Annotated in this window: 26 protein-coding genes and 1 pseudogene; 17 read left to right on the plus strand and 10 right to left on the minus strand. The window is 63.1% G+C overall.

What is annotated here, in order from left to right:
- Window positions 1–269 precede the first annotated feature (269 nt).
- The 5 genes from I6F33_RS04790 to I6F33_RS04810 are packed head-to-tail and all read left to right on the plus strand — an operon-like array spanning window position 270 to window position 5,437.
- On the plus strand, window positions 270–1,220 hold the full coding sequence (locus tag I6F33_RS04790) for a PDR/VanB family oxidoreductase (RefSeq protein WP_225141330.1): 951 nt from the start codon (window positions 270–272) through the stop codon (window positions 1,218–1,220).
- A 17-nt stretch (window positions 1,221–1,237) separates the two neighbouring features.
- Window positions 1,238–2,578 (plus strand): Rieske 2Fe-2S domain-containing protein, encoded by a 1,341-nt coding sequence (locus I6F33_RS04795; RefSeq protein WP_225141332.1) that lies wholly within the window; start codon window positions 1,238–1,240, stop codon window positions 2,576–2,578.
- Entirely contained in the window at window positions 2,575–3,051 is a 477-nt protein-coding gene (locus tag I6F33_RS04800; protein ID WP_225141334.1) for an aromatic-ring-hydroxylating dioxygenase subunit beta, read from the plus strand. Before I6F33_RS04795 ends, I6F33_RS04800 begins: the two co-directional genes overlap by 4 nt.
- A 7-nt stretch (window positions 3,052–3,058) precedes the next feature.
- Entirely contained in the window at window positions 3,059–4,675 is a 1,617-nt protein-coding gene (locus I6F33_RS04805; RefSeq protein ID WP_225141336.1) for an ATP-dependent acyl-CoA ligase, read from the plus strand.
- A 33-nt stretch (window positions 4,676–4,708) separates the two neighbouring features.
- Window positions 4,709–5,437 (plus strand): SDR family NAD(P)-dependent oxidoreductase, encoded by a 729-nt coding sequence (locus I6F33_RS04810; protein WP_225141338.1) that lies wholly within the window; start codon window positions 4,709–4,711, stop codon window positions 5,435–5,437.
- Between the two features lie 10 nt (window positions 5,438–5,447).
- Here the strand turns inward: I6F33_RS04810 and I6F33_RS04815 are convergent, their stop codons facing one another.
- From I6F33_RS04815 to I6F33_RS04830, 4 genes are all read right to left on the minus strand, one after another.
- Window positions 5,448–5,930, minus strand: coding sequence for a MarR family winged helix-turn-helix transcriptional regulator (locus I6F33_RS04815; protein ID WP_225141339.1), 483 nt, complete (start codon window positions 5,928–5,930; stop codon window positions 5,448–5,450).
- Window positions 5,930–6,424, minus strand: coding sequence for a MarR family winged helix-turn-helix transcriptional regulator (locus I6F33_RS04820; protein ID WP_225137884.1), 495 nt, complete (start codon window positions 6,422–6,424; stop codon window positions 5,930–5,932). Before I6F33_RS04820 ends, I6F33_RS04815 begins: the two co-directional genes overlap by 1 nt.
- A gap of 156 nt (window positions 6,425–6,580) precedes the next feature.
- Window positions 6,581–8,146: an indolepyruvate oxidoreductase subunit beta family protein gene (locus I6F33_RS04825; RefSeq protein ID WP_225141341.1), complete on the minus strand. Its 1,566-nt coding sequence runs from the start codon at window positions 8,144–8,146 to the stop codon at window positions 6,581–6,583.
- Window positions 8,143–10,302, minus strand: coding sequence for an indolepyruvate ferredoxin oxidoreductase subunit alpha (locus I6F33_RS04830; RefSeq protein WP_225125919.1), 2,160 nt, complete (start codon window positions 10,300–10,302; stop codon window positions 8,143–8,145). The genes I6F33_RS04825 and I6F33_RS04830 overlap by 4 nt, the downstream gene beginning before the upstream one ends.
- 127 nt (window positions 10,303–10,429) lie before the next feature.
- Here I6F33_RS04830 and I6F33_RS04835 point away from each other — a divergent pair, with 127 nt between their 5' ends.
- From I6F33_RS04835 to I6F33_RS04860, 6 genes are all read left to right on the plus strand, one after another.
- The gene (locus I6F33_RS04835) at window positions 10,430–11,452 is read left to right on the plus strand and encodes a carbon-nitrogen hydrolase family protein (protein WP_225125917.1); all 1,023 of its coding nucleotides are present in this window, start codon (window positions 10,430–10,432) and stop codon (window positions 11,450–11,452) included.
- 53 nt (window positions 11,453–11,505) lie between these two features.
- The gene (locus I6F33_RS04840) at window positions 11,506–12,612 is read left to right on the plus strand and encodes a cupin domain-containing protein (protein ID WP_225141343.1); all 1,107 of its coding nucleotides are present in this window, start codon (window positions 11,506–11,508) and stop codon (window positions 12,610–12,612) included.
- Between the two features lie 45 nt (window positions 12,613–12,657).
- Window positions 12,658–13,566 carry a fumarylacetoacetate hydrolase family protein gene (locus tag I6F33_RS04845; RefSeq protein WP_225141345.1) on the plus strand — a complete coding sequence of 303 codons (909 nt, stop codon included), beginning with the start codon at window positions 12,658–12,660 and terminating at the stop codon, window positions 13,564–13,566.
- Window positions 13,566–14,003, plus strand: coding sequence for a thioesterase family protein (locus I6F33_RS04850; RefSeq protein WP_225125914.1), 438 nt, complete (start codon window positions 13,566–13,568; stop codon window positions 14,001–14,003). Before I6F33_RS04845 ends, I6F33_RS04850 begins: the two co-directional genes overlap by 1 nt.
- On the plus strand, window positions 14,000–14,707 hold the full coding sequence (locus I6F33_RS04855) for a hypothetical protein (RefSeq protein ID WP_225125913.1): 708 nt from the start codon (window positions 14,000–14,002) through the stop codon (window positions 14,705–14,707). The genes I6F33_RS04850 and I6F33_RS04855 overlap by 4 nt, the downstream gene beginning before the upstream one ends.
- Before the next feature lie 207 nt (window positions 14,708–14,914).
- On the plus strand, window positions 14,915–15,127 hold the full coding sequence (locus I6F33_RS04860; protein WP_225125912.1) for a hypothetical protein: 213 nt from the start codon (window positions 14,915–14,917) through the stop codon (window positions 15,125–15,127).
- Between the two features lie 537 nt (window positions 15,128–15,664).
- On the opposite strand, the gene I6F33_RS04865 is transcribed toward I6F33_RS04860, so the two are convergent.
- Complete coding sequence (locus I6F33_RS04865) at window positions 15,665–15,907, minus strand: ClpX C4-type zinc finger protein (RefSeq protein ID WP_036013407.1); 243 nt, start codon at window positions 15,905–15,907, stop codon at window positions 15,665–15,667.
- Between the two features lie 26 nt (window positions 15,908–15,933).
- Window positions 15,934–16,134, minus strand: a complete 201-nt coding sequence (locus I6F33_RS04870; protein WP_036013408.1) for a hypothetical protein — start codon at window positions 16,132–16,134, stop codon at window positions 15,934–15,936.
- 681 nt (window positions 16,135–16,815) lie between these two features.
- Here I6F33_RS04870 and I6F33_RS04875 point away from each other — a divergent pair.
- The 5 genes from I6F33_RS04875 (at window position 16,816) to I6F33_RS04895 (ending at window position 21,458) form a co-directional block, all read left to right on the plus strand.
- The gene (locus I6F33_RS04875) at window positions 16,816–18,120 is read left to right on the plus strand and encodes an ABC transporter substrate-binding protein (protein ID WP_225112760.1); all 1,305 of its coding nucleotides are present in this window, start codon (window positions 16,816–16,818) and stop codon (window positions 18,118–18,120) included.
- Window positions 18,121–18,191: 71 nt separating this feature from the next.
- Window positions 18,192–19,091: a branched-chain amino acid ABC transporter permease gene (locus tag I6F33_RS04880; RefSeq protein WP_036013410.1), complete on the plus strand. Its 900-nt coding sequence runs from the start codon at window positions 18,192–18,194 to the stop codon at window positions 19,089–19,091.
- Window positions 19,091–20,047: a branched-chain amino acid ABC transporter permease gene (locus tag I6F33_RS04885; protein WP_225125911.1), complete on the plus strand. Its 957-nt coding sequence runs from the start codon at window positions 19,091–19,093 to the stop codon at window positions 20,045–20,047. The genes I6F33_RS04880 and I6F33_RS04885 overlap by 1 nt, the downstream gene beginning before the upstream one ends.
- A complete protein-coding gene (locus tag I6F33_RS04890; protein WP_036013413.1) occupies window positions 20,047–20,790 on the plus strand; it encodes an ABC transporter ATP-binding protein in 744 nt (247 codons plus the stop codon). Before I6F33_RS04885 ends, I6F33_RS04890 begins: the two co-directional genes overlap by 1 nt.
- Window positions 20,787–21,458, plus strand: coding sequence for an ABC transporter ATP-binding protein (locus tag I6F33_RS04895; protein ID WP_225125910.1), 672 nt, complete (start codon window positions 20,787–20,789; stop codon window positions 21,456–21,458). The genes I6F33_RS04890 and I6F33_RS04895 overlap by 4 nt, the downstream gene beginning before the upstream one ends.
- 93 nt (window positions 21,459–21,551) lie before the next feature.
- Here I6F33_RS04895 and I6F33_RS04900 read toward each other — a convergent pair whose 3' ends face one another.
- Window positions 21,552–21,791: a hypothetical protein gene (locus I6F33_RS04900; protein WP_225125909.1), complete on the minus strand. Its 240-nt coding sequence runs from the start codon at window positions 21,789–21,791 to the stop codon at window positions 21,552–21,554.
- 136 nt (window positions 21,792–21,927) lie between these two features.
- On the opposite strand from I6F33_RS04900, the pseudogene I6F33_RS04905 reads away from it, so the two are divergent.
- Window positions 21,928–22,066, plus strand: a pseudogene (locus I6F33_RS04905) (IS5/IS1182 family transposase); the annotation flags it as partial.
- 321 nt (window positions 22,067–22,387) lie between these two features.
- Here I6F33_RS04905 and I6F33_RS04910 read toward each other — a convergent pair.
- The 3 genes from I6F33_RS04910 to I6F33_RS04920 are packed head-to-tail and all read right to left on the minus strand — an operon-like array spanning window position 22,388 to window position 25,907.
- Entirely contained in the window at window positions 22,388–23,101 is a 714-nt protein-coding gene (locus tag I6F33_RS04910) for an ABC transporter ATP-binding protein (RefSeq protein WP_109144179.1), read from the minus strand.
- A complete protein-coding gene (locus I6F33_RS04915) occupies window positions 23,098–24,867 on the minus strand; it encodes an ATP-binding cassette domain-containing protein (RefSeq protein ID WP_225141347.1) in 1,770 nt (589 codons plus the stop codon). Before I6F33_RS04915 ends, I6F33_RS04910 begins: the two co-directional genes overlap by 4 nt.
- The gene (locus I6F33_RS04920; RefSeq protein WP_057029860.1) at window positions 24,864–25,907 is read right to left on the minus strand and encodes a branched-chain amino acid ABC transporter permease; all 1,044 of its coding nucleotides are present in this window, start codon (window positions 25,905–25,907) and stop codon (window positions 24,864–24,866) included. Before I6F33_RS04920 ends, I6F33_RS04915 begins: the two co-directional genes overlap by 4 nt.
- Between the last annotated feature and the right edge of the window lie 8 nt (window positions 25,908–25,915).

The following is a 25,915-nucleotide window of genomic DNA, read 5'->3' on the forward strand; positions in this document are numbered from 1 at the left end:
GATCGCCCTATCGCCGGCTTTCGCCCTTGGTATCCTTGCTCGATGCCGAGCGCAGGGGAGCGCATGATGCGCCGGGCCTGGCGACCGGCGGCAAAGACCGGTAGCGAGCCCCCAGGCTGGCCACTGACGTTGCCAGCGGGCGATCGCCCGAGAAGCCAGCTGGCAATCCATTGATTGCACATCCAGACCTACCCCCCACGCTGACGATTGACAGCGAATTATTACATGTCTAAAAATATGCAAATTCATATAATCCGTGAGATGCCTGAATGGACGTGCATCCGCTCAAGCTCAAGGTCAGGTCGTATGTCGCGGAGACGCCGTTCATACGGAGCCTTGTGTTTGGTGTGGAGGACGGTGTCGTGCCGCAATGGCAGGCAGGTGCGCATCTCCGCGTCGCGCTCCCGAATGGCGGAGACCGGCCGTACTCGCTGATGGCGTTGCCGGGACTTCCTGAAGATGCGCTGGCGCTTGGTGTCCTGCGCGAGGACGCTTCGAGCGGCGGCTCGCAGTTCATGCACGCGCTCAAGGTCGGCGACGTCGTGAAGGCGAGCGCGCCGGTCAACAATTTCCGACTGCACGAGGGAGCAGCGCCGGCGCTGCTGTTCGCCGGCGGCATCGGCATCACGCCCGTTCTGTCGATGGCGGCGGAACTGGCGGCGCGGGGAAGCTCATATCGCCTGCACTATGCCGGGCGCACGCAAGGATTGCTGGCGTTCCTGCCGCAATTGCAGGAGATCTGCGCCGGAGGGCTGTCCGTCCACTACGACAGCGATGAATCCCGCCTCGACATTGCCGCGGCGCTCGGCGATGCCGCAGCAAACGCCCACGTCTATGTCTGTGGCCCTTCGGGCATGATCGAGGCGGTGAAGGCCGCTGCGGCCGCCGCCGGGGTGTCAGCCGATCGCGTTCATTACGAGCTCTTCAAGTCCGAGCAGCCGTCATCGCCTGACCGGCCGTTCGAGGTCGAGATCAAGTCGACCGGGCAGGTCGTCGGCGTTGCTGCGGGGCAGACCATCATCGAGGCGCTGGAGGCGGCCCGTTTCGACGTGCTCTACGACTGTCGGCGCGGCGATTGCGGCATTTGCCAGTGCGGCGTGATCGCGGGAGTCCCCGATCATCGCGACGTCATCCTCAGCGACGAGGAGAGGGCGTCCAACAAGGTCATGCAGATCTGCGTGTCACGCGCGAAGTCGGAACGACTGGTGCTGGATCTCTAGGGGAGACGAGGGACGCCATGAAAAGATACGGCGGGAATGCCCACGCGATTGCGGCGCTGGTGCGCGAGGCCGAGGTGCATCGCGACGTCTATGTCGACCCCGAGATCTTCGATCTCGAGATGGAGCATCTGTTTCCCAACAGCTGGGTCTATGTCGGCCATGCCAGTCAACTTGCAAAACCCGGCGATTTCATCACCGCCAATATCGGCCGGCAGCCGGTCATGGCCAGCCGTCATACCGACGGCTCCATCCATGTGTTCTACAATCGCTGCCCGCACAAAGGCGTGAAGATCGCGTCCGAACCCTGCGGCAACACCGGAAAGTTCTTCCGCTGCCCCTATCACGCATGGTCTTTCAAGACTGACGGTTCGCTGCTCGCGATCCCACTGAAGAAGGGCTACGAGGGCACCGGCTTCGGCGACACCCAGGCGAATGAGGGGTTGTCGAAGGTCAGGAACGTCGTCATCTACCGCGATTTCATCTTCGCTCGCCTGAGCGTTTCAGGCGTCTCCTTCGAGGATTATTTCGGCGAAAGTCTTTCGACCATCGACAACATGGTCGACCGCTCGCCGGAGGGCAAGCTCGCAGTCCAGGCGACGCCGATCCGCTACATGCACACGTGCAATTGGAAGATGCTGGTCGAGAACCAGACCGACACCTGCCATCCGATGGTGGCGCATGAGAGCTCGGCCGGCACCGCGGTCAAGGTCTGGAAGCGCGAGCAGGGCGATTCCACGGAAACACCGATGGCGGTACAGCTCTACGGTCCCTTCATGAGCCCGTACGAGTTCTACGAGCAGAGCGGCATCCGGATCTGGCCGAACGGCCACGGCCACACCGGCGTCGCCAACTCCATCCATTCGAACTACTCTGATATCCCGGGCTATCTGGACCAGATGGTCGCAGCCTATGGCGAGCAGCGCGCGCATGAGATCCTTGGCGAAGTCAGGCACAACACCGTCTACTTCCCGAACATCATGGTGAAAGGCGCTGTCCAGATCCTGCGCAATTTCATCCCGATCGCGGTCGACAAGACGCTGGTCGAGAGCTGGGTCTATCGCCTGGTCGGCGCCCCCGACAAGCTTTACGAGCGCGCATTGATGTACAACCGCTTCATCAACGCGCCGACCTCGATTGTCGGCCACGACGACCTCGAAATGTATGAGCGGGCGCAGGAAGGACTGAAGTCCAACGGCAATCAATGGGTCAATCTGCGGCGGCTCTACGACGGCCATGAAGAGCAGGACGTCACGGCGGTGATCAACGGCACGTCCGAGCGGCAGATGCGCAACCAGTTTCACGCCTGGGCGGCATTCATCACCATGGACATGGACAAGCGCATCGAGGCTGCGGAATGATCGACGAGAAGACCATCACGGACTTCATCTATCGCGAGGCGGAGCTGCTCGACACGATGGAGTGGCAGGCCTGGCTCGATCTGTTTCACCCCGAAGGGCGTTACTGGATGCCGCTGGAATGGCAGCAGCAGGATCCGGTGCTGCAGCCGTCACTGATGTACGAGGATCTGCTGCTGCTGAAGGTGCGGGTCGAGCGGCTCTCCGGCGAGCGCACCTTCAGCCAGAAGCCGAAGAGCCGTTGCCATCATCTGCTCCAGGCACCGCGGATCGTCGCGTGCGATCCTGCTGCCGGAATGTTCAAGGTACGGACCTCCTACATCTACACCGAGACGCGCGGCGATATGCTGGAGCGCTATTCGGGATGGGCCTCGCACGAGCTCGTGCAGGTCGGTGATGCCCTGAAGATCAAGCTCAAGCGCGTCGATCTCGTCAATTTCGATGCGCCGTTCGGCAACATCCAGCTTTTCATGTGAGACTGCCTTGACCGCTGCGACCACTGTCCATGCCCGTTTTCAAGAGACCGCGCTCCGCCGCGGCGAGGCGGGTTTCCTGAACGTGCTGCCGGAGACCGCAGGCATCTACGGCATTGCGACGGGCGAGATTTCCTACCGCGCGATGCTCGACCGGGTCGAGCGCCGTCGCGCGGCGCTTGCGAGCCGCGGCTACGGCGAAGGCCACCGGGTCGGGCTGCTGCTCCAGAACAGGCCTGTCTTCATCGAGCTGTGGTTCGCGCTCAATGCGCTCGGCGTCTCCGTGGTGCCGATCAATCCGGACCTCCGTCTCAGCGAGCTCGAATACATCATCTCGCATTCCGAGATGAATGCTGCGTTCGTCCTCGCCGAGCGGCGCGAGGAGGTGGCGCTGGCCGCGCATCAGGCCGGCCGGCCGATCCCTGTCGTGGACGATCAGGACGACGTTCCCGCGCCCTTCGGCGGTGCGCGGCCCTTGACCGCGGCAAGCGAGGGAAGCGAATGCGCGCTGCTCTATACGTCGGGGACGACGGGCCAGCCCAAGGGCTGCGTGCTCACCAACACCTATTTCCTGCATTGCGGAAACTGGTATCGCGACGTCGGCGGGCTGATCGACCTCAAGCCAGACGGCGAGCGTATGATCACGCCGCTGCCGCTGTTCCACATGAACGCGATGGCGGTGTCTCTGATGGCGATGCTGTCGGTCGGCGGCTGCCTGACCATGCTCGATCGCTTCCACCCGCGCAGCTGGTGGGCCTCGGTGCGCGACAGCCGTGCCACCTGCCTGCATTATCTCGGCGTGATGCCCTCGATGCTGATGAGCGCGCCGCCGTCGGAGCTGGACCGCGCGCACAGCGTGCGCTTCGGCTTCGGCGCCGGCGTCGACAAGCTGCTGCATGCCACGTTCGAGCAGCGCTTCGGCTTTCCGCTGCTGGAGGCCTGGGCGATGACCGAGACCGGCAGCGGCGGCGTCATCGCCGCCAATGTCGAGCCGCGCAAGGTCGGCACCAGCTGTTTTGGCCGCCCGGCCCCCGAGATCGAGGTTCGGATCGTCGATGACGGCGGCAATGATGCGCCGGTGGATGTGCCCGGCGAGCTGCTGGTGCGGCGCGCCGGCGCCGATCCGCGCTACGGTTTCTTCCGCGAATATCTCAAGAACGCGGCTGCCACCACCGAGGCGTGGGCCGGCGGCTGGCTGCACACCGGCGATATCGTGTCGCGTGATGCGGACGGCGACCTGCACTTCGTCGATCGCAAGAAGAACGTGATCCGTCGCTCCGGCGAGAACATCGCCGCGGTCGAGGTCGAATCCGTTCTCAACCGCCATCCCGCGATCCGGCAAGCCGCGGTTGCGGCGACGCCGGACCAGGTGCGCGGCGACGAGGTTGCGGCGGTCATCATCACTGAGAAGGCCGGCGCGGACCGCGCGCTCGCCGAAGAGATCGTGCGCTGGAGCCTCGAGCAGATGGCCTATTACAAGGCGCCGGGCTGGATCTGCTTCGCCGACAGCCTGCCGCTGACCGCGACCGAGAAGATCCAGCGCGGCGGGTTGAAGGATTTCGTCGGGAAGCTGATGGGCGAGGGCGCGTTCTTCGACCTGCGCGACCTCAAGAAGCGGCAAGTCTGATCAAAGAAGGGTCTGATCAAAGAAGGTCTGATCATGAGCGAGATCCGCACCACCCTCATCACCGGCGGCAATTCGGGGATCGGCGAGGCCCTGGCGAAGAAGCTCGTCGCGCGCGGGCAGCGCGTGGTCTCGGTCGGGCTCGAGCAGCCCGGCTGGACACATGATCTGCTCGCGGCCTATCGCGCCGACCTCACCAATATCGAACAGACGCGTGCGATCGCACAGGAGATCTGCCGGGATCACGCCGTCGACAGCCTGGTCCACAATGCCGGAATCATCCTGCCGAACCTGCTGCCCGACGCCAGGCCGGAAGACATATTGATGCTGGCGCAGTTGCATCTGGGCGCGCCGATGCTCCTGACCCAGGCGGCGCTGGAAGGGATGCGTGAGCGCCGCTTCGGGCGCATCGTGTTCGTCTCTTCGCGCGCCGCGATGGGGGCAGTGACGCGCTCGGCCTATTCGGCCACCAAGGCCGGCGTGCACGGCATGGCAAGGACCTGGGCGCTGGAGCTTGCCGCGAGCGGCATCACCGTGAATGTCGTCGCGCCGGGACCGATCCTGACCGATAATTTCTGGGGCATCATCCCGAACGGCTCCGAGCAGCAGGAGCGGATGGCGCGCAACGTTCCGGTCGGGCGGCTCGGCTCGCGCGAGGACGTCGCGCACGCAATCTCGTTCTTCCTCGACGAGCACTCCGATTTCGTCACCGGCCAGGTGCTCTATGTCTGCGGCGGTACCAGCCTCGTCGGCCTCGGGCCTTGACGCGCGCGTTCTAGATCTGGTTCTGGCGGATATTCTCGACCATCTTGGCCAGCACGCGCGCGCAGACCTCGATGTCGTCGGGCTCGATGCCCGCGACCAGCCTGTCGTAATTGTTCGCCATGATCGGCCAGATCTTGCGCAGCAGCGCTTCGCCCTCCGGCGTCAGGGCGACGACGCGGCGACGCTGGTCCTCCTCGGCGATCTCGCGCTTGACGAGGCCCGACGACACCATGGAGTCGACCATGCGGCTCGCCGTCGACTGCTCGGTCACCGCGAGAACGGCGACCTCGTTGACGGTGAGGGTCTTGTAGATGAACAGCACCGACAGCGTCCGGAACACGACATTGTTGATGCCGTGCTCGCTCAAATCGCGGTTCTGATCCAGGTTCCAGCGATTGGCGAGCCGGTTGAACAGATACGGAATATAGGTTTGCAGCTGGTCCCTCGTCCTCGGCGGACCCGACTTCCATCTGCTCTTGGATTCTCTGGCCATTATCTCTTGCGACTTTGCTTCTTGCTCTCGGTATGAAGTTTCGAGGAAAGCGATTTCAGCACGGACAGCGCGGTGTCCAGCTCCCGGGCCGGGACGTTCTCGAGCCGTCTGGCGAGATGCTTCTTGTGGATTTCGGCCGCCTGCCGGAACAGCGCTTCGCCTTTCGGCGTCAGGCGCACGATGAAGGACCGCCGGTCCTCGCTCGACATCTCCCTGCTGATGAGGTCGTCGGCGAGAAGACGTTGTACCAGCCCCGAGACATTGCCGCCGGTCACCTTCAGATTTTGCGACAATTGCCCGAGCGCGAGGCCCTCCTGGTAACGATCGAGCTGGGCCAGCACGTCGAATTTTGCCAGCGACAGGCCGAACTCCGAACTCAGCATCGAATTGAGCGAGGCGAACAGCTCACCATGCAGCGACAGCAATTGGAGCCAGAGCCGGGTTTCGATCTGCCCAGGGACGGGAACAATGTTCTCCTTGAGTGCTGCCGGCATCGCATGACCATCGAGTACAGAATGTCTCGTCGAGTGAAGGGAATTACCGCGGGTCGTTCGCTCCGATTAACAACCTGAGAATCGTAGTCAAGCCGTCCGATCCTGACCTCCTGAGGGGCGAACGGCAATTCAATCCTGCGTCCGGCGCCCGTGGAATCATGCGAAAGTCTTTATGGTCTGGATCACGCCGTCGAGCGCCGTTCCGGCGCTGTCCTTCAGCGCGGCCTCGCGCAGGCGGCGCGCCCAGTCGGCGGCATCCTCGCGGCGCTCCACCAGCTTGATCGCCGCGAGCGTCCTGTCGAATTTCGACAGCCCCCGGCTGTGGGTGTCTGAATAGCCTTTGACGAGGCGTCGGCATTGCAGGATCTCGATGCCGAGCTGGTAATTGGTGCCGACCGCCTCGGTCGCGGCCTTGAGCCATGAATCCCGGTGCGCCGTCTCGATGGCGTGACGCAGCGAGCGGCGGCGCAGGCCGCGCATCCCGCCGACGACATAGAGGGCCATGAACCAGGGCAGCGAGTAGGTTCGCACCCGGCGTCCCCGGTTGACGCGGCGATCGAGCCAGCCGAGCAGGCGCGGACGCGCGCCGAGCCAGCGGCCGAAGCCTGCCGGCAGCATGCCCATCACTTCCTCCATGCGGGGATGCATGAACTCGGTGGTCTGGAGCACCTGTCCGTCCGACATCTCGAGCTCGCTCTCGATGCGCGCGCGGCGGCCGGCGCGCGTCTTGAGGTCGGCGACGCGGATGACGTCGTCATAGGTCATCGCGTTGGCGAGGTACTTTGCCGCGGCTTCCGTGAAGGCATAGGCATGTGCGTCACCGCCGGCGTTTCGGTCGGCTGCGTGCAACCTCTTGAGGATGTCGAGATATTCGCCGCCATAGGCGATGTCCTGGAAGTCGACGACCTTCCGCAAGCCTGCACGAGCCATGCCGAGTGCAGGCTGGGGCAGCTCCCCATTCAATCTTGCGACGAGCTCGCCGAGCTGCGGATCGGGCGCCGCGGAAGAGGGGGTATCGTCGGCCGGTTTGGTTGGCGCGGGGGCCGCAACTTCGGTCGGGCCGGTCTTGACCCGCTCGAAGGCGGCCTCGAAAGTTTCGACGCTGGCCTTCGCGCCTTTGCCGCCGCTGCGGATGACGTCGAGATAGCTGTCGCGGCTGAATGGCAGCACGCCTGCGCCTGCGAGCGCGCCGAACATCGCGGCCGAGATGACGCTGCCATGCGCGATCGCCAGCGCGTTCAGATCGAAGATGATCTCGGTCTTCGCCGCAATTCCGATGGCTCCGGTCACGGCGCCGCCGTCGGCGATGCCGTTGCCCGGCGCGATCTTCTCGCCGATCGCAAACGACCGGTGGTTGGACGCGATCAACGTGGTGCGATCCGGCGTCACGAGGCCGCGCAGGATCGATCGACCGGCTTCCATGAATTCGGCCGCCATCACCACGTCGACGTCGCCGGGGGTGGGCATCAGCGACAGGATCGGCTTGCGGCCGTCGAGCGGCGGCATCGCCTCGATATAGTAGATGGTGGCGCCGGTGCGCTGGGCGACGCCGGGCACGGAGGTGGACTGCGCGACCCAGCCATGGTTCTCGGCGAGCTGAACGATCCAGTCGGTCAGGACGCCGCCGCCCTGGCCGCCCATCGCGACAATCGCGATCGAGATCGGCCGCTCCGTCGCTTCGCCTGCGGCGGGGAGGGCCAGCCGGACCGTCTCGTCCCTCATGCCAGTGCCTCGAGCGCCGGCCGACGGCGGTCGCGCCGACGCTGCAGCCAGCCGATCACGCTCATCGCGACCCTGGATTTGAACATGTCCCAGCGAGTCGGATTGTGGATGACGTCGGCCCGATAGAACGAAGGGCAGAGCACGGCGGCCTCGGAGACCTCGCCGCAATTGCCGCAGCCGACGCAGGAATTGTCGATCGCCGCGACCGGATCGTCGCGCAAGGGGTCGTCGAGCTGCTTCACCGACAGTGACGGGCAGCCGGAGAGGCGGATGCAGGCATGGTCGCCGGTGCAGACGTCTTCGTCGACGCCAAAGCGCTCCTTGACAATGCGCGTCCCGTCCTTGATGGCCTTGTTGATCTGCGGCTTCACGCGCCGCTGCTTGTTCAGCATGCATTCGGAGGACGCGACGATGACCTTCGGGCCTTCCTCTTTCGTTGTCAGCGCTTCCTTCAGCGTGTCGCGCATCTTGCCGACGTCGTAGGTGCGGTCGAGCTGGCGCACCCACTGGCCGCCGATGCCCTTCACCGCCTGCACGATCGAGTTGTTGGTCTTGCGGCGCTTGTTGACCGCGCGCGAGGACAGGATGTCCTGACCGCCCGTGGCAGAAGTGTAGTAATTGTCGACGATGACGAACACGCCGTCATGCTTGTTGAACACGGCATTGCCAATGCCGCTGGTCAGTCCATTGTGCCAGAAGCCGCCGTCGCCCATCACCGCGATCGACCGCTTGTCCGCCTTGACGTTGAAGGCCGAGGTCGAGGCCGGGCCGAGGCCGAAGCCCATCGTGGTCGCGCCGATGTTGAACGGCGGCAGGATCGAGAACAGATGGCAGCCGATGTCCGCGGAGACGTGGTGCTGGCCGAGCTCTTCCTCGACCAGCTTCATGGCGGCGAAGATCGGCCGTTCCGGGCAGCCGGTGCAAAGCCCGGGCGGGCGCGCCGGCACCACCTGCTTGAGCTTCTCGACCGCGGGGTGATTGAGCACGGGCGCTGCGTCCGGCGCCGGCGGACGGTTGCCGAGCAGCCGCGGCTCGGTCTTCTCCAGGAATTCCCTGACGCCGCCGAGCAGCACCTGCGCGGTGTAGTCGCCGCCCATCGGCAGCACGTCCTTGCCGTGGACGCGCGCCTGGATGTCCTTGCGGCGCAAGACCGTATTGATCGCCTGCTCCAGATATTCCGGCTGGCCTTCCTCGACGATGAGCACGGCGTCCTTGTCGAGGCAGAATTCCGCAACCTCGGTATCGATCACGGGGTAGGTGACGTTCATGATGTAGAGCGGGATCTGCGTGTTGCCATAGGCATCCGACAGCCCGAGATATTGCAGCGCGCGGATGACGTTGTTGTACATGCCGCCCTGCATGATGATGCCGACCTTGCCCTGCTTCGGCCCCATCCACTCATTCAGCTTGTTGTCCCGAATGAATCCGACAGCCGCGGGCATCCGCGTCTTGATCTTCTCCTGCTCGTGCTCATAGGCCGCCGGCGGCAGCACGATGCGGTTGACGTCACGCTTGGGATTGTTGAGCGCGTCCTTGATGGTGTGCGCCGGCCTGACATTGTCCTTGCAGGCGAAGCTGCCGTGCATGTGGCAGGCGCGCACGCGCACCTCCAGCATGACCGGCGTGTTGGAGACTTCGGAGAGCTCGAAGCCTTTCTCGATCAGATTGACGATGCATTCATGCTCGGGGCGGGGATCGAGCAGCCACATCTGCGACTTCATCGCGAAGGCGTGGGTACGCTCCTGCATGATGGAGGAGCCTTCGCCATAGTCCTCGCCGACAATGACCATGGTGCCGCCGGTGACACCGCCCGAGGCGAGGTTGGCAAGGGCGTCGGAGGCGACGTTGGTCCCGACGGTCGACTTCCACGCCACCGCGCCGCGCAGGGGATACATCACCGATGCCGACAGCATCGCCGCGGCGGCTGCTTCGTTGGCCGAGCTCTGGAATACGACGCCGAGATCGTCGAGCACGTCCTTGGCGTCGGCCAGCACGTCCATCAGGTGCGAGATCGGCGAGCCCTGATAGCCGCCGACATAGGCGACCCCCGATTGCAGCAGCGCCTTGGTGATGGCGAGGATGCCTTCGCCGCGGAACGTGTCGCCATCGCCGAGCCTGAGATCCTCGACCTCGCGAGCAAAAGACCGTTCAGCCATTGCACCCTCCAGAAATATGCGATAGCATACGTTTACATGTGAAGTAAGTCAACGCCGCGCCATGCTATCACGCTTGCGGATGCTCTCTCCGACAAGGCGGTCATGAGCCAGCGACAGGGTAGGGCCGATGCTGAAGCTGCCTCGCTTTAAAGCTGCCGCCGTCCAGGCTTCACCAGTCTATCTCAACGCAAGCGCGACCGCGGAGAAGGCGGCTTCACTGGTCCGTGAGGCCGCAGCCAACGGGGCGAAGCTCGTCGCGTTCCCCGAAGTGTTCGTTCCCGGCTATCCTTATTGGAACTGGATCACCGATCCCGTCACCGGCAGTGCATGGTTCGAGAAGCTCGCCAAGGCGTCGGTGCTGGTGCCGGGGCCGGAGGTCGAAATCGTCTGCAAGGCCGCGCGCGATACGGGATGCCACGTCGTGCTCGGCGTGAACGAGCGCAGCCCGGTCTCGCTCGGCGCGATCTACAATACGCTGGTTTTCATCGGTCCTGACGGCGCCTTGCTCGGCAAGCATCGCAAGCTGGTGCCGACCTGGGCAGAGAAGCTGACCTGGACCGGCGGTGACGGGTCGAGCCTGCGCGTCTATGATACCGAGATCGGGCGTCTCGGAGGCCTGGCCTGCGGCGAGAACACCAACACGCTGGCGCGCTTTGCGCTGCTCGGGCAGGGCGAGCTCGTGCACGTCGCCAGCTATATCTCGCTTCCGGTCGCGCCCCCCGACTATGACATGGCGGAGGCGATCAAATTGCGCGCGATTGCCCACTCCTTCGAAGGCAAGATCTTCACGATCGTCTCCTGCTCGACCGTGTCGGAGGAGATCATCGCGGCGATGGAGACCGTCGTTCCCGACGCACGCGCACGTCTGCAACGGAAGTCGAGCGCATTCTCCGGTATCATCGGTCCGGACGGGCGCGTGGTCGGCGATCCCTTGATCGACGACGAAGGCATCGTCTATGCCGACATCGACCTCGATCGCTGCATCCAGCCGAAGCAGATGCACGACATCGTCGGGCACTATAACCGGTTCGACATTTTCGATCTGCGGGTCAACCGTCGTCCGCAGACGCCGCTCGGTCTGACAGAGGCGGAAGCCGTCGCCGGCCAAGAGCAGGCGGGCTTCTCGTCGATTCCAGGTCGAGCGGAATGACGGGCCGGTTCGCTTGAGGGTGCGGGATCATAAGACAGGACTTGGAGGATAGGATGCGCGAGAACGTGATCGGCCGGGCCAATGTCGAGGACACCCCCGAGCTCGAGGCCTATTACAAGGATCTCGAAAGGTACGAAGCCGGAGCGCTCTGGACCGTCGCCAACAAGATCGAGCCGTGGGCGCCGCAATCGGCCTCGGTTCCCGTGCTCTGGCGCTACAAGGATCTGCGCGAGCACGTGCTGCGCTCGGTCGAGCTGGTCTCGCCCGAGAAAGCCGGGCGGCGCGTGATCTATCTCAACAATCCCGGGCGGCGCGACGTGTCGGCCGCGGTCGGCTGGCTCTATTCCGGATTGCAGGTGATGCATCCCGGCGAGGTCGCCACGGCCCATGCCCACTCGGCCTCGGCGCTGCGCTTCATCATGGAGGGCGCGGGCGCCTACACCATCGTCGACGGTCACAAGATGACGCTGGGCGCGCGGGATTTCGTGCTGACGCCGAACGGCACCTGGCACGAGCATGGTGTCGAAGGCGACGGCTCGGTCTGCATCTGGCAAGATGGCTTGGACATCCCGCTCGTCAACGCGCTGGAAGCCAATTTCTTCGTCGTGCATCCGAACATCCAGCAGGAGCCGTCCGGCTATCCCGTGGACGACATGACCCGGACCTGGGGCAATCCCGGTCTTCGGCCGGCGGACTCGCGCTGGTCGAAGGGTTATTCGCCGATGTTCAAATATGAGTGGGAGCCGACCTACGAGTCCTTGCAGAAATATGCGGCCGCGACCGATGGCTCACCCTATGACGGCATCCTCATGAACTACGTCAACCCGGTCACCGGCGGGCACGTGATGCAGACGATCGGTGCGAGCATGCAGCTGCTGCGCCCCGGCGAGAAGACCAAGTCGCATCGGCACACCGGCAGCTTCATTTACCAGGTGGCCAAGGGACGCGGCTATTCGATCATCGGCGGCAAGCGGCTCGAATGGGAAGAGCGCGACATCTTCTGCGTTCCGTCCTGGGCCTGGCACGAGCACGGCAATGCCTCAGCGAGCGAGGATGCCTGCCTGTTCTGCTTCAACGACCTGCCCGTCATCGAAAGCCTCGGGCTCTATCGGGAAGAGGCCTATGGCGATAATGGCGGTTACCAGTCGGTTGCCGCCTGATAGGCCCTTGCAGAATTCAACCAGAACAGCCGGATAGAAGCCTTCATGCGTCTCGTCACCTACACCTTGGGCTCCAGCGGTGCCCGTCTTGGAGCCCTCGTCAATGGACTGGTCGTCGATGTCGAGCACCTTGGTGCGTCCAGCGGCGTGACATGGCCGGGTGACATGCTGTCGTTCATCGACAACAGCGTGACCCTGCTGCCTGCGCTTAAGCGTGCACTGGCGGACGCCCATGGCCGCTTCCCGGCCGGCTCGGCGGTCGCGGTCGAGGATGTAAAGCTGCAGGCGCCGATCCCGCGGCCGCGGAAAAACATATTCGGCATCGGGCTGAACTATCGGGCGCATGTGGCGGAATCCGCCAAGAGCCTGGATACGGACAGGGACCTGCCGAAGCAGCCGGTCGTCTTCTCCAAGCCGCCGACCTCCGTGATCGGCCCGGGCGCGGCGATCCAGCACAATGCGAAGATGACGCAGCAGCTCGACTGGGAGGTCGAGCTCGCCGTCATCATCGGCAAGACCGCAACGCGCATCGCGCCCGACAAGGCGATGGACCACGTCTTCGGCTATTCGGTGATGATCGACATTTCCGCGCGCGACAATCGCCGCGCCGGACAGTGGATTTTCTCCAAGGGCATGGACACTTATGCGCCCTTCGGCCCGTGCATCGTGACCGCGGACGAGATTCCTGATCCACACGATCTGCGGCTGTGGCTGACCAAGAACGGGGTCATGAAGCAGGACTCCAACACCAAATACATGATCTTCGACATTCCGGTGCTGATAGCGGACATTTCGTCGGGCATGACGCTCGAGCCGGGCGACATCATCGCCACCGGTACGCCTGAAGGCGTCGGCGCCGGCATGAGCCCGCAGGAATGGCTTTGGCCGGGTGACGTGGTCGAGGCGGGCATCGACGGCGTCGGCGTCATCCGCCACCCCGTTGTTGCGATCTGATGACGAATTTTTCGTTCGATCGCGTGCTCAGGTTCGGAGACTGCGATCCCTCGGGGATCGCGTACTTCCCGTCCTATTTGCACATTCTCAACGGCGTCGTCGAAGATTTCTGGGCTGGAATCGGTTTTCCATGGCCGGAGCTGATCGCGGTCCGGAAGATCGGAACGCCCACGGTACACCTTGATTGCGATTTTTCCCGGCCCTCGATGTTCGGCGATCTCCTGACGTTCAACCTGCGCATCATCAGGGTCGGTGGGTCATCTCTCCATCTCGAGCATATCATCTCCGGCGCGAATGGCCCGCGCTGGCGCGCGCGGCAGATCCTTGCTGCGACCTCGCTGATCGATCACCATGCGATCCCATGGCCCGATGACATTCGCTTCGCACTGATAACGCATGTGAGCGCGGGCGAGGGGACCGAGGCTATGCCCGCATGATCTCGCTGTTCATGGCATTCTCCGATTCCACAGGCGAACGGCGAGTTCGTCCTGATGAGGTTGCCACTGTGGCGGAGCTCGTCGGATCGATCCCCGGCATGACCGAGGCCCTGCTGTTCACGCCGCTCGAACAGTCGGTCGACCATCCCTACAAGGCCGACGGCGCCGGCCCCGCCTTTGCGCTGCAACTCCGGTTTCCCGACCTGTTCGCCTGCGAGGCGGCGATGGACCGCGGCGGCGTCCTTGCCGGCCTCGCAACAGGGGCCGGTCTCTCCGGCCTCACCGGACTCGCTATCACACACCAGGTGATGCTGACGCGCCCGTTTCCGGTCGATGTCGCAGAGCATCCGGCGGGAACGACGACCCCCTGCAGTTACCTCGTGCACTATCCCGGCCCGGCCGAGGATATGAACGCCTGGAACCTGCATTATCTGGAGCACCACCCGTCGATCATGCGGACCTTCCCGAACGTCCGCCAGATCGAGATCTACACCCGCATCGACTGGGTCGACCGGCTGCCGTCGCAGCGCGTCGAGCATATGCAGCGCAACAAGCTGGTGTTCGACAGCCCGCAAGCCCTCGCGCACGCACTCGGCTCCGACGTGATCAAGCACATGCGTGCCGACTTCGCGAAATTCCCGCCATTCGCAGGCGGCAACAGGCATTTTCCGATGCTGACCAGAGTGGTGGGGGCGAGGCCCTAGGCGGTGTACCGATAAAATCCGGCGGCGTGATGCGGCCAAAAGCCATGTCTGCTTTGCTCCTATAGCGACCGAGTTCGTGCGGCGGCGCAGTATGTCGCGATGGGCCATTAACGGAAGAGTAGCGCTCCAGCGATTTGAAAGGAGTTTTGGTCTAAAAGCGGGTATGCTGCCGTTTGCAAGGCAGGCCCCTTCCTGCGAGATGGTTCTATGGACGCGAAATCGGCTGCACAATTGAAACAGCACGTAGAGCGGGCAATTGAGGAATTATCGCTGGCGCTCATGCTCGCCAAAGAAGCCTCTCCAGCAGATGAGTTTCTGAAATTGAGGAGATCGGTCGGCGATATCATCGCTCGGATGGACACCATGCTTCACGACGAAATTAACAAAGATCATCCAGGTGTGGATGGCATGAAAGACTGACCGCTAACGTCTGCCTCGGGTCAAAAGCCGCCGATTTGCCCAGTGGTCGGGCGCTTCCAGTCTACCCCCGTTTCCGGACAACTCCTCGCTACGCCTAACGAAAGCGATGGGCCAACAACGGACGTGGTAAACTGCAGTTACTCCCATTTGACGGGACCCCACGGCTGGGCGTCCGCCCAGGCTTTAGCCTCAGCCAGGGAGAGGTGTTCCCCCGAGTTAGTGAGCAGACAATAGTACAAGAACCCGTCCTTCGTTTCCGGTATCGGTCGGGTCTCATCTATCGACGGCTCTTCGTCAGTGTCGCGCTTAAATCTCGACGACGCGAGACGTGCTTCTTTTCTATAAACGGCAATGCGCCGCCGAACATTGCCGTCGTAATACCAGGTACCTTCCGCGACCTTTTGGTTCATAGCGACGCTCACACGCTAAACACGAAGCTGATGTAACCGGCGACACCGAATGTCTGCAACGGGTCAAAAGTTGCCGTGGCGCCCCATGCTGCGGCAGCCCGCTAAGGGCCAACAGGTGAGTCGCCTATCACTTTCCTAGCGTAGCGACGAACTGGCGATGTCGCTCAAGCCACTCCGGCTTTTGCAAACCGATGACCTGTACACAAAGCTCAACGCATTCATTGCAAATAGCACCGGCGGTCTGCTGACCTTGTACGCTCACGGATACGGCGTTGACCACGGAAACAACTTCTCTCGGCTCCTTTCCACAAAAGGAGCAAATTAAGTCCGAGGCCGTCATCCTCTGATCCTTCCAGTCGAGTTCGATCATCCAAAGGTTCGCGGCTTGCCGTGATCTTAATCTCGCGGCTTCTTGAAAATGAAATCTAATGTTGACGAAGGGTCTTGCTTGCTCTTCCAGTCAGCAAGTTTTTCCTCTTCCGCGTGCAACTGACGATACAGTTCTGACATCCTGCCAAATATCGAGCGAAGTGTCGTGTCGCTCGTGGTCTGGGAAATTTCAGCACACCGCTCGGCCATGTCAAGATTTTCGTTCATGAACACTCTACGCTTCCGCTAGAGCCGACAGATTGATACAGTTAGAAATGACCAACCTTGATCTGCCTGTCGAGAGCTTTATCATCGAGCGTCTGGTCGAGGGCGGCTAGCGGATCAGTGAGCGTCGCCCCGATCGCGAGGACATTCCTGTTGCGGACTTCGTGTCCCTCCGTGACGCCGAAGAATGGGTGAAGTGGAAGCAGGGCCTTCCGAAGCTCAACCCTTATGCCGTTGAATAGGCCAAGAGGGGCGACTTCCGTTTTGGGTCAAGGCTGCCCTCGGCAGCTCCACGGCAGCGTTCCGCTCAGCCCTTGGAAGCCGACCGTGCGCGGTCAAAAGGGGAAGTCAGCAACGGGCCAAAAGCGCAAAGCGCGTTCGGTGTTTGTTGCTGGAACGGGAGCGCCTATGTCGCAGAGCAACGGCAGGCACGAATGGCCCGCAGCGGGCTCTGGCCGGAGCTTTTATCGCATCATGGAATTAAAGGCATCGACCATTTTGGGGGCCTTGTCCGTTTCGATCGATGCGCTTCCGACAAAATGGGGGGCGGCGTCGAACTGAATTCGTCGGCTCGTGAATGGCAGAAGAGGGCTGGCAACACGCGACAATTATAGTAGCGTTGTTGCAAGAAGAAGCGCACGGCGGCTGAAACCGGGCGCAACAATAAAACAGGGAGGACTTTCGATGCAGTTTCTCAAGGCTGCGGTTGCGGCCGGGCTTATAGTTGCGAGCTTTACGGGCCCCTCGCTTGCGCAGAACAAGCCGTCGGAGCTCAAAATCGGCATCACGACGTTCCTGTCGGGCCCTGCGTCAGTCTTCGGTGTGCCGGCGAAGGCCGCGGCGGAGATGATCGCGGAGGACCTCAACAAGAAGGGCGGCATCGGCGGCGTGCCGGTCAAGCTCTCCTTCATCGACGAAGGCGCGGGAGGCGAAGCGCTCGTCTCGAACTACCGACGCGTTGTGCAGGACGAAAAGGTCGATGCCACGTTTGCTTCGATCTCGTCGGGCAGCTGCACCCAGTTGGTGCCGGTCGCCGAAGACCTCAAAGTCATGAATTTCATGTGGGACTGCGGTGCGGCCTCCATCCTCGAAACCAAGAAGTACCGCTACAATTTCCGGACTCAGGCGAACGGCACGCCGGAAATGCTGGCCGTGCTCCTTTACCTGCTCAAGACCAAACCCGACTTCAAGACGATCGCGGTGGTCAATCAGGATTATGCATGGGGTCGGGAGAGCTGGGAGATCTTTTCGACCGCGCTCAAGGCGATGAAGCCGGACGTGCAAGTCGTCGCGGAACTCTTCCCGAAGTTCGGCGCACCGGACTATTCCACTGAGGTTTCCCGTCTGTTGGCGCTGCGGCCGGATGTGGTCCTGACCACGTCCTGGGGTGGAGATCTCGACACGCTGGTCCGCCAGGCCGGTCAGCGCGGCCTGTTGCAGCAGTCGACCTTCGTGCTCGGGATCGGCGAATCATCGATCCAGCGGTTGGGCAAAGACCTGCCTGAAGGACTGATCGTCGGCGCACGCGGAGACCACTGGTTCCTGCATCCCGAGAAGAAGAACGACGCGGCCTTCAAGGCGTTCAATGAAGCCTTCAAGGCGAAGACCGGTGCCTGGCCGATCTACCCGGTCTATCACATGGCGCAGGCGTTCAAGGCCCTGCAGACCGCCTACGACAAGGCGATCAAGTCCAACGGCGGCAACTGGCCCACGCGCGAACAGGTCGTCGACGCGACGGCGGGCATCGAGTTCGCCACCGGCTTCGGCCGTCCGATTACGCTGCGGCCCGAGGACAACCAGGGTCTCGAAGCTCAGCTGGTCGGCGTCACCAAGTCCGTTCCGGGGTACGACTTCAAGCTGCTCGACAACATGATGATCTTCGATCCGAAGATGATCACCAACCCGGCGGGCGTACGGTCGGTTGAGTGGCTCAAGACGCTCAAGCCGGACTTCGTCAAGATGGACGTGCCGATCTTCAAAGCTCAATAACGGCACGCTCGATTTTTGATCCCCGTCCTCCGTGCCTCGTCCCGGAGGACGGACCTTTTCCGAAGGCCATCATGAACTCGACACTCGCTATCTTGGCGATCCTCGATGGGATCAGCTACGCCGCACTGGTGTTTTTGGTCTCGGTCGGGCTCAGCCTGATTTTCGGCGTGTTGCGCGTGGTCAACGTCGCGCACGGTTCGCTGTACGCGTTCGGCGCCTACCTGGCTGCGACGTTCAGCCTTGCAATCGCGCCGATCTCGCCTTGGCTCACCTATCCCGCGCTGCTGGCCGCTTCCATCGTGATCGGCGTCGTGTGCGGCGGTTTCATCGAACGGTTTCTGCTGCGACCGCTCTCCGGACAGGAGGACGTCCTCCAGCTTCTGATCACTTTCGCCGCCTTCATGATCATGGACAACCTGCAGCGTCTGATCTGGGGCGTGCAGCCCATCTTCGCCGCGGAGCCACTGAGACTACTTCCCAACATCGCCGTGTTCGGCGTCAGCTACACGTCGTACCAGGTCATTCTGCTGCCCGGAGTCGCCTTGGCGACGCTGTTCGGGCTCCGCTACTTCCTGCGCAGGACGCTGTCGGGAGCGGTGATCCTTGCGGTCACGGAGGATCGCGAAGCTTCGACGGCCATCGGGATTGACGCAAAACGCGTATATTTCGTCACCTTCGTCATCGGCGCGAGTCTGGCCGCGTTGGGAGGAGCGCTGGCCTCGCCGACCACCTCGCTGGTCCCTGGAATGGGCGCCGATATGATCGTGCTTTCCTTTGCCGTCGCTGCGACCGCGGGTCTCGGCCAGATCGAGGGCACCGCGCTCACCGCGCTGATGATCGGCCTGACCCGTGCCTTCGTAATCTATCTCCAGCCGGAATTCGAAGTTCTCGTTCCCTATCTGCTGATGGTGCTGGTGCTTCTGGTGCGTCCGTTCGGCCTGTTCGGCGCCGTGCAGGTAAGGAAAATATGATGAGCGGTCGCATTAAGCCGGTCACCACGATCGCGACCATCTTCTTTCTGGCCAGCGCCGTCGCGCCCCTTTTTGTAGCGAGCTGGGCAACCCTGTTCGCGTTGATCCTCGCGAAGGGCATCGTCGTCCTCGGTATCATTCTTCTGCTGCAGGCGGGACAGGTGTCGTTCGGACATGCAATGTTCTTCGCTACCGGGGCATATACCGCAGCGTTCTGGGGCAAGTACGTCGGTGGCGGCGACATCGTGCTCTTCATCGCGCTGGGCGGCATAACCTCCGCCGTCTTCGGCCTCATCGTCGGGCTCTTCGTCGTGCGCTACCGGGAGATCTTTTTTGGAATGCTGAATCTGGCGTTTTCGATGGTGCTGTGGTCGCTGCTGGAGAAGATGTTTCATTACACCAACGGCGCCGACGGCATCCGGGTCCCTCGTCCGGCCCTGTTGGGGCTGTCGTTTACGCCCGAAACCTTCCAGTACGTCATTCTTTACGTGAGCCTCTTGATCGCGGTCGTCGCCTTCTACGGCGTGCAACGCTATCTCGATAGCCCGCTCGGACACATGCTGCGTGCCATCAAATCGAACGAGACGCGGCTCGAGTACCTCGGGACGTCCGCACGGCGCGTGCTTCTGATAGGCTACGTGATCTCGGCTTTTCTCGGCGGCATCGGCGGCACGCTGGTGGCGATCATCCAGCAGATCGCCACGCCCGAGTTCGGGTTCTGGACGAAGTCGGGCGAGTTCGTCTTTATCGCGATCCTCGGCGGCAGCGCCCACGCCTTCGGAGCGTTCGCCGGCGCGGCGATGTTCGAGTGCGTGCGCTTCTATGCGGCGGCCCACCTGGCCGACACCTGGCAACTGATCCTCGGCGTGGTCTTGATCGTCATCATTCTCTATGCGCCTAACGGACTGATAGGTCTCAGGCAGCGCTACGGCCAGGCGAAGCAGGGAGGACATTGATGACCAACGTCCTCCTTTCCGCGAAGGGCATCAAAATCCGGTTCGGTGGCGTCGTCGCCGCCGACGGTATCGATCTGGACGTGCTCCAAGGCGAGAACCTCGCGATCATCGGACCGAACGGCGCCGGAAAGACCACCTTCCTCAACATCTCGACGGGTTATCTGCGGCCGCAGGCCGGAAGCATCACCTTTCTAGGCCAGGAAATCACGGCGCAGCTCCCGCGCACGATCACCAAACTCGGCATCGCGCGGGCCTTTCAGATACCGCAGCTTTTTCTCGATCAGACCGTGATGGAGAACATGCTGATCGCCGCGGCCTCGCGGCTGGGAAGCCCTTCCGGCTTTAGGGCTCTTTCCGCCCTGCCTGAGCTGTCTGAAATGGAGCGCCTCCTGGATCTCGTCGGCGTCAAGCTGTACGCATCTCGCAAAGCGAGGGAGCTTCCCGAGGGACAACGCAAGCTGGTCGACATCGCTCTGGCGCTCGCGCTGAAGCCCAGACTGCTGCTGATGGACGAGCCCACCTCGGGCGTCGCCTCCGCAGAGAAGCTGGAGATCATGGACATCCTGACGTCCGCGCTCGCCAAGGAGAAGGTGACCTCGGTCTTCGTCGAGCACGACATGGACATGGTGGAGCGCTATGCCCACCGAGTCGCGGTGTGGAACGTCGGGAAGATCCAAAAGGTCGGCACGCCCGCGGAGGTTCTGGCCGATCCCAAGGTCCGCGAACAGGTGATCGGCATATGACGGCGATGCTGGACTTCGAGAACGTCAACGTCGCGATCGCCGATGCGCCGGTGCTGCGCAGCGTCAGTTTCTCGCTGCCGCCGGGCGCGACCGCCGCGCTCATCGGGCGAAACGGCGCCGGCAAAACCACGACGGTACGGACCATCATGGGCTTCACGAAGGCGAGCGGTACCGTGCGCCTGGGCGGTCAGGACCTGGGGCATGTTCCTCCGCACCGACGGCCCTTCCTGGGCATCGGCTACGCCCCCGAGGACCGTCGTCTCTTCTCGGCCTTTACGGTGGAAGAAAACATTCTTTTGCCCGCTCGCGTCGCGAAACTTAGCGCGGAAGAGGCGCGCCGGCGGCTGGAGCGAGCCTACTCCGTCCTGCCGGAGCTCGAGGAACTGGCGGGTCGCCCGGCGGGCTCCGTCTCGGGCGGCCAAGGCAAGATGGTCGCCCTCGGGCGCGCCCTGATGCTGGGCACCCGCCTCGTCATTCTGGACGAGCCGTTCCAGGGCCTCGCCCCTGTGCTGGCGCAGAGGTACGCCGAGGCGCTGCGTCGGCTTCGTTCGCAGGACCGGGACATTACCCTGCTGATCACAGAGTCGAACCCGAAGCTGCTCGAGACCTTCGCAGACGTGACGCTGACGATCGAGCGCGGCGAAATCGAAAGCCGGGTCCTTGCGTAGCGCCGTGCGGCCGCCACGGAGTTATTGCCCGAAGAGAAAGGGCCAGCGTGTAGCTGACCCCTTCAGCAGCACTTGAGCGATCAAAAAACACGCTTATTTCTTGCACTTCTTGGCCGACTCTTTGTCCGCATACGGACCACAGTTGTAGGCGTTGTTCAGTTCGTCCATCGTCTGCGGCCAGCTATCCATGGAGCCCGCCCGGGCACCACTCTGGCTACTTCCCACGTTTTTCACTTGCTGGGAACGAGTTGGTTCTGCTTCTGCATCAACTGCGAAGGATGCAGAGAGAAATCCGGCTGTAAGAAGTCCGACGAACAGCGTCTTGGTCATCATGGTTTCCTCCCTATGGAGTTCGAGTTCAGAGTAGCCGTTGGTGGCCACGCAAAGCGGGGGAGTTCAAAATCAGCGCGACGTGCGGCGCACGATCGGAGGGGGTTACTTGAATAAGGTGATGTAAGTCACTCTAGACGCACTTGCTGCTGCCCATGATGCCGCTGTCCAGAGATCGACACCTCGATTGTCCGCGTCCATCAGCATGGCGCTGTGTCACTAGGAACTGGGACCAATCGATCGAAAGGTCACGCGGTGGCTTGACGAGTGAAATCCACGGCTATGGCTGACCGCGCGTTACGAGTCCACGCGCTAGATTGGCGAGAGCGTTGGAGAATTGGCGTCGCACGGATTCAGACGGTCGCGCGTCTTGCAGTGTACCTTATGAAAACGGAAGTCCAGGTTGGCGGTTGAAGCCGTCGGCATCCGGAGCGGCGATGATGGCATTATGCCCCTGTTTTGCCCGACGGAACAACCTGTTTTCGTAAAATCCGTAAGGCTCGCCGCAAGTCATTGAAAACGCTGTCAGCGGCTACTGTGCATGGGGTTGTTTTCGACGTTTTGTGTTTTCAGCGAGCGGGGCCTGATCCAGGCCGGCGCTAGTGTCCGCCGAGATAGGCCGTGATCAGCCGGGGATCGTGGATGAGATCCTTGGCGGGGCCGGACTGCACGATCTCGCCGGTCTCGAGCACATAGCCGTAGTCGGCCGTCTCCAGCGCGGCGCGGGCGTTCTGCTCGACCAGCAGGATCGAGACGCCGAGATCGCGCAGCGAGGCGATGGTGCGGAAGATCTCGCGCACGATCAGCGGTGCGAGGCCGAGGCTCGGCTCGTCGAGCATGAGCAGCTTCGGCTTGGCCATCAGCGCGCGCCCGAGCGCCAGCATCTGGCGCTCGCCGCCGGAGAGGGTGCCGGCGGCCTGGCGCTGCCGCTCCTTCAGGCGCGGAAAGCGATCATAGACCTCGTCCAGCGTCTTCTGGACGCCCGAGCGGTCGCGCAGGCTGTAGGAGCCGAGCAGGAGATTGTCGGCGACCGACATGTCGGAGAACAGCTCGCGCTTCTCCGGCACGAGGCACAGCCGACGCTCGACGCGGTCCTCGACGGACATCCTGCCGATGTCGTTGCCCTGAAACACGAGGCGGCCGCGGGAGGCGAGCAACCCGATAGCGGCCATCAGCAGCGTGGTCTTGCCGGCGCCGTTCGGGCCGATCACGGTGACGATCTGGCCTTCCTCGACCGACAGCGAGACGTTGCGGACCGCTTCGACATTGTCGTAGCAGACGGTCACATCCGTCATGGAAAACATCTCGCTCACGCGACGCCTCCGAGATAGGCCTCTTGAACCCGTTCGTCGCTCCGGATCGCGGCGGGCGCGCCCTCGCAGAGCTTGGAGCCGAAGTCGAGCACGACGATGCGGTCGACCAGCGACATCACGAACTCCATGTCATGTTCGACGATCAGGATGGTCAGATGGTCCGACCGCAGCGAGCGGAGCAGCTCCGCAAGCCTGAGCTTCTCCTGGCGGCGCAGGCCAGCGGCCGGCTCGTCCAGCACCAGCAGCGCCGGGTCTGCGGCGAGCGCGCGCGCGATCTCCAGGATGCGCTGGTTGCCGAGCGGCAGATTGCCCGCGAGCTCGAACGGCTTGTCGCCGAGCCCGACGCGTTCGAGCTGCTTCAAGGCCTCGTGCCGGGTGCTGGCTTCCTCGCGCTGGTTGAGGCGCAGGGCGCCGGCGAACAGGCCCGTGCTGGTGCGCGCGTAGGTGCCGAGCATGACGTTCTCGAGCAGGCTCATGCGCGGCCGCAGCTTCACATGCTGGAAGGTCCTGGCGATTCCGCCCCTCGCGATGCGGGATTGTGGATCGCGCGTGATGGCGCGTCCGGCAAAGACGATCTCGCCCTTGTTGACCCTGAGCGCGCCCGTCAGGCAGTTGAACATCGTGCTCTTGCCGGCGCCGTTCGGGCCGATGACGGCGAGGATCTCGCCGGAGCGGACTTCGAAGCTGACATTGTTGACGGCGACAAGACCGCCGAACCGCCGTTCGGCGCCGTCGACCTTCAGAAGCAGTTCGCCCGGTTTCGGCTGGGGACGGCGGGGCAGGGGCGGAGCGGCTGGCGGCCGTTCGCGCTTGATCTTCGGCAAGTAGCGCGCGACGAACGGCACGATGCCCTGCCGCGCCCATTGCAGGAACAGGATGAACAGCGCGGAGAAGGCGACGATCTCGAGCTGGCCGGACGCGCCCTTGGCGATCAGCGGCAGATAGTCCTGCACGCTGTTCTTGAGCAGGGTGACGATAGCGGCGCCCACGACGCCGCCGAGCAGGCTGCCGGCGCCGCCGACCATCGACATCATCAGATATTCGATGCCCATGCCGGCATCGAACGGGCCCGGGCTGATGAAGCGGCTCATATGGGCGTAGAGCCAGCCGGAGAGCGAGGCGAGGAAGGCCGCGATCACGAAGGTCACGAGCTTGATCCGGAAGGCGTTGATGCCGAGGCTTTCGACCAGGATATTGCCGCCGCGCAGCGCGCGCATGGCACGGCCGACCCGGGAGTCCAGGAGATTGTATCCGAGGAAAAGCACCACGACGACGATGCCCCAGATCAGGAAGTAGATCTGGGCGCTCGAGACGAGCGCGAACGATCCGATACTGATCGGCGGGATCGACGAGATGCCGTTGAAGCGCCCGAGCCCCTCGACATTGCCGAACAGAAAGCCGATGGCGAGCCCCCAGGCGACGGTCGAGAGCGACAGGAAATGGCCCTGGAGCCGCAAGGTGACGACGCCAAGGATGGTCGCGACACCGCAGGTCAGTGCCACCCCGAACACGAGGCCGAGCCACGGGGAATATCCATTCAGAGCAGAGACCCAGGCCGTGGCATAGGCCGCGACGCCGACGAAGGCGGCCTGTCCGAAGGACACGATGCCGCCGACGCCGGTGAGCAGGGCAAGGCCGATCGCGACCAGCGAATAGATGCCGATATAGTTCATCAGCGTGATGCTGAAGGGGTTGAGGACGAATGGCGCGAGCGCGAGGCACGCTACCGCCGCCACCGCCGCGAGCTGAACGTGAAGGCGCGTCATTCCTCGATCTCCTCCTCGGAATGCAGCGAGGCGAGGGATCGCCAGATCAGGATCGGGATCAGAAGCGAGAACACGATGACATCCTTCAGCGCGCTGCTCTCGAAGGATGCGAAGCTTTCGAGAATACCGACGCCGACGGCGCCGATGGCCGCGCCGGGATAGCTCGTCATGCCGCCGACGATGGCGCCGACGAAGGCCTTGAGGCCGAGCAGGAAGCCGGAATCGTAGAATATGGTGTTGACGGGCGCGATCAGGATTCCGGAGACGCCGGCCATCAGCGAGCCCAGGAGATAGGCGATGGTGCCGGCGCGGGCGGGACGTATGCCCATCAGGCGGGAGCCGGTCCGGTTCACGGCCGTCGCGCGGAGCGATTTACCGACCAGCGTGAAGTCGAAGAAGAGATAGAGCAGGCCAGAGAAGACGAGGGCTGCGATCACGATCAGCATGGTCTGGCCCGAGATCAGCACGCCCGCAAGTTCGGTCGACAATGACGTCAGCGGCTCGGTCCTGACACCCTCGGGACCGAAGAAGAGCAGCCCAAGGCCGACCAGCGCGAAGTGCAGGGCGACGGAAACGGTCAGGAGCAGCAGCACCGTTCCGTCCGCAATGGGACGGAAGACGATCCGGTCCAGCAGCGGGGAGATGGGGGTGATCAGCATCAAGGCCAGCACGAGCCTGATGGCGAGCGGCGGATCGGCGCGCATGGTCAGCCAGGCGAGGCCAACCACGGCCAGCGGCAATGCGAGATAGAAGAAGAGAGCGCGCGGAAGCAGCCGACGCTCGCCATTGCGCAGCAGCGAGACGATTTCGATCAGGGTTGCGAGGCACGCAAGGATGACGACCAGCGCACCCGTGCCCGGAAAGCGCTTCGCGTCGAGCGCCGCCAGCGTCAGCGCCGTGAAGGCCGCGATGTCGCCAAAGGGAATGAAGATGACCCGTGTCACCGTGAAGATGAGGACGGTCCCGATCGCCACCAGCGCGTAGACTGCGCCGGTGGCGATCCCGTCGATCGCAAGAATGGCTGCGATGTCGCTCGTCATTGAGAACG

Source organism: Bradyrhizobium sp. BRP20, from assembly GCF_020194215.1.
In the GTDB taxonomy this organism is placed as follows: domain Bacteria; phylum Pseudomonadota; class Alphaproteobacteria; order Rhizobiales; family Xanthobacteraceae; genus Bradyrhizobium; species Bradyrhizobium yuanmingense.

Coding starts and splice junctions, on each gene's coding strand:
- I6F33_RS04790 (WP_225141330.1), top strand. CDS start 270: ATGGACGTGCATCCGCTCAAGCTCAAGGTCAGGTCGTATGTCGCGGAG.
- I6F33_RS04795 (WP_225141332.1), top strand. CDS start 1,238: ATGAAAAGATACGGCGGGAATGCCCACGCGATTGCGGCGCTGGTGCGC.
- I6F33_RS04800 (WP_225141334.1), top strand. CDS start 2,575: ATGATCGACGAGAAGACCATCACGGACTTCATCTATCGCGAGGCGGAG.
- I6F33_RS04810 (WP_225141338.1), top strand. CDS start 4,709: ATGAGCGAGATCCGCACCACCCTCATCACCGGCGGCAATTCGGGGATC.
- I6F33_RS04815 (WP_225141339.1), bottom strand. CDS start 5,930: ATGGCCAGAGAATCCAAGAGCAGATGGAAGTCGGGTCCGCCGAGGACG.
- I6F33_RS04820 (WP_225137884.1), bottom strand. CDS start 6,424: ATGCCGGCAGCACTCAAGGAGAACATTGTTCCCGTCCCTGGGCAGATC.
- I6F33_RS04825 (WP_225141341.1), bottom strand. CDS start 8,146: ATGAGGGACGAGACGGTCCGGCTGGCCCTCCCCGCCGCAGGCGAAGCG.
- I6F33_RS04830 (WP_225125919.1), bottom strand. CDS start 10,302: ATGGCTGAACGGTCTTTTGCTCGCGAGGTCGAGGATCTCAGGCTCGGC.
- I6F33_RS04835 (WP_225125917.1), top strand. CDS start 10,430: ATGCTGAAGCTGCCTCGCTTTAAAGCTGCCGCCGTCCAGGCTTCACCA.
- I6F33_RS04840 (WP_225141343.1), top strand. CDS start 11,506: ATGCGCGAGAACGTGATCGGCCGGGCCAATGTCGAGGACACCCCCGAG.
- I6F33_RS04845 (WP_225141345.1), top strand. CDS start 12,658: ATGCGTCTCGTCACCTACACCTTGGGCTCCAGCGGTGCCCGTCTTGGA.
- I6F33_RS04850 (WP_225125914.1), top strand. CDS start 13,566: ATGACGAATTTTTCGTTCGATCGCGTGCTCAGGTTCGGAGACTGCGAT.
- I6F33_RS04855 (WP_225125913.1), top strand. CDS start 14,000: ATGATCTCGCTGTTCATGGCATTCTCCGATTCCACAGGCGAACGGCGA.
- I6F33_RS04860 (WP_225125912.1), top strand. CDS start 14,915: ATGGACGCGAAATCGGCTGCACAATTGAAACAGCACGTAGAGCGGGCA.
- I6F33_RS04865 (WP_036013407.1), bottom strand. CDS start 15,907: ATGATCGAACTCGACTGGAAGGATCAGAGGATGACGGCCTCGGACTTA.
- I6F33_RS04870 (WP_036013408.1), bottom strand. CDS start 16,134: ATGAACGAAAATCTTGACATGGCCGAGCGGTGTGCTGAAATTTCCCAG.
- I6F33_RS04875 (WP_225112760.1), top strand. CDS start 16,816: ATGCAGTTTCTCAAGGCTGCGGTTGCGGCCGGGCTTATAGTTGCGAGC.
- I6F33_RS04880 (WP_036013410.1), top strand. CDS start 18,192: ATGAACTCGACACTCGCTATCTTGGCGATCCTCGATGGGATCAGCTAC.
- I6F33_RS04885 (WP_225125911.1), top strand. CDS start 19,091: ATGAGCGGTCGCATTAAGCCGGTCACCACGATCGCGACCATCTTCTTT.
- I6F33_RS04890 (WP_036013413.1), top strand. CDS start 20,047: ATGACCAACGTCCTCCTTTCCGCGAAGGGCATCAAAATCCGGTTCGGT.
- I6F33_RS04895 (WP_225125910.1), top strand. CDS start 20,787: ATGACGGCGATGCTGGACTTCGAGAACGTCAACGTCGCGATCGCCGAT.
- I6F33_RS04900 (WP_225125909.1), bottom strand. CDS start 21,791: ATGATGACCAAGACGCTGTTCGTCGGACTTCTTACAGCCGGATTTCTC.
- I6F33_RS04915 (WP_225141347.1), bottom strand. CDS start 24,867: ATGACGCGCCTTCACGTTCAGCTCGCGGCGGTGGCGGCGGTAGCGTGC.
- I6F33_RS04920 (WP_057029860.1), bottom strand. CDS start 25,907: ATGACGAGCGACATCGCAGCCATTCTTGCGATCGACGGGATCGCCACC.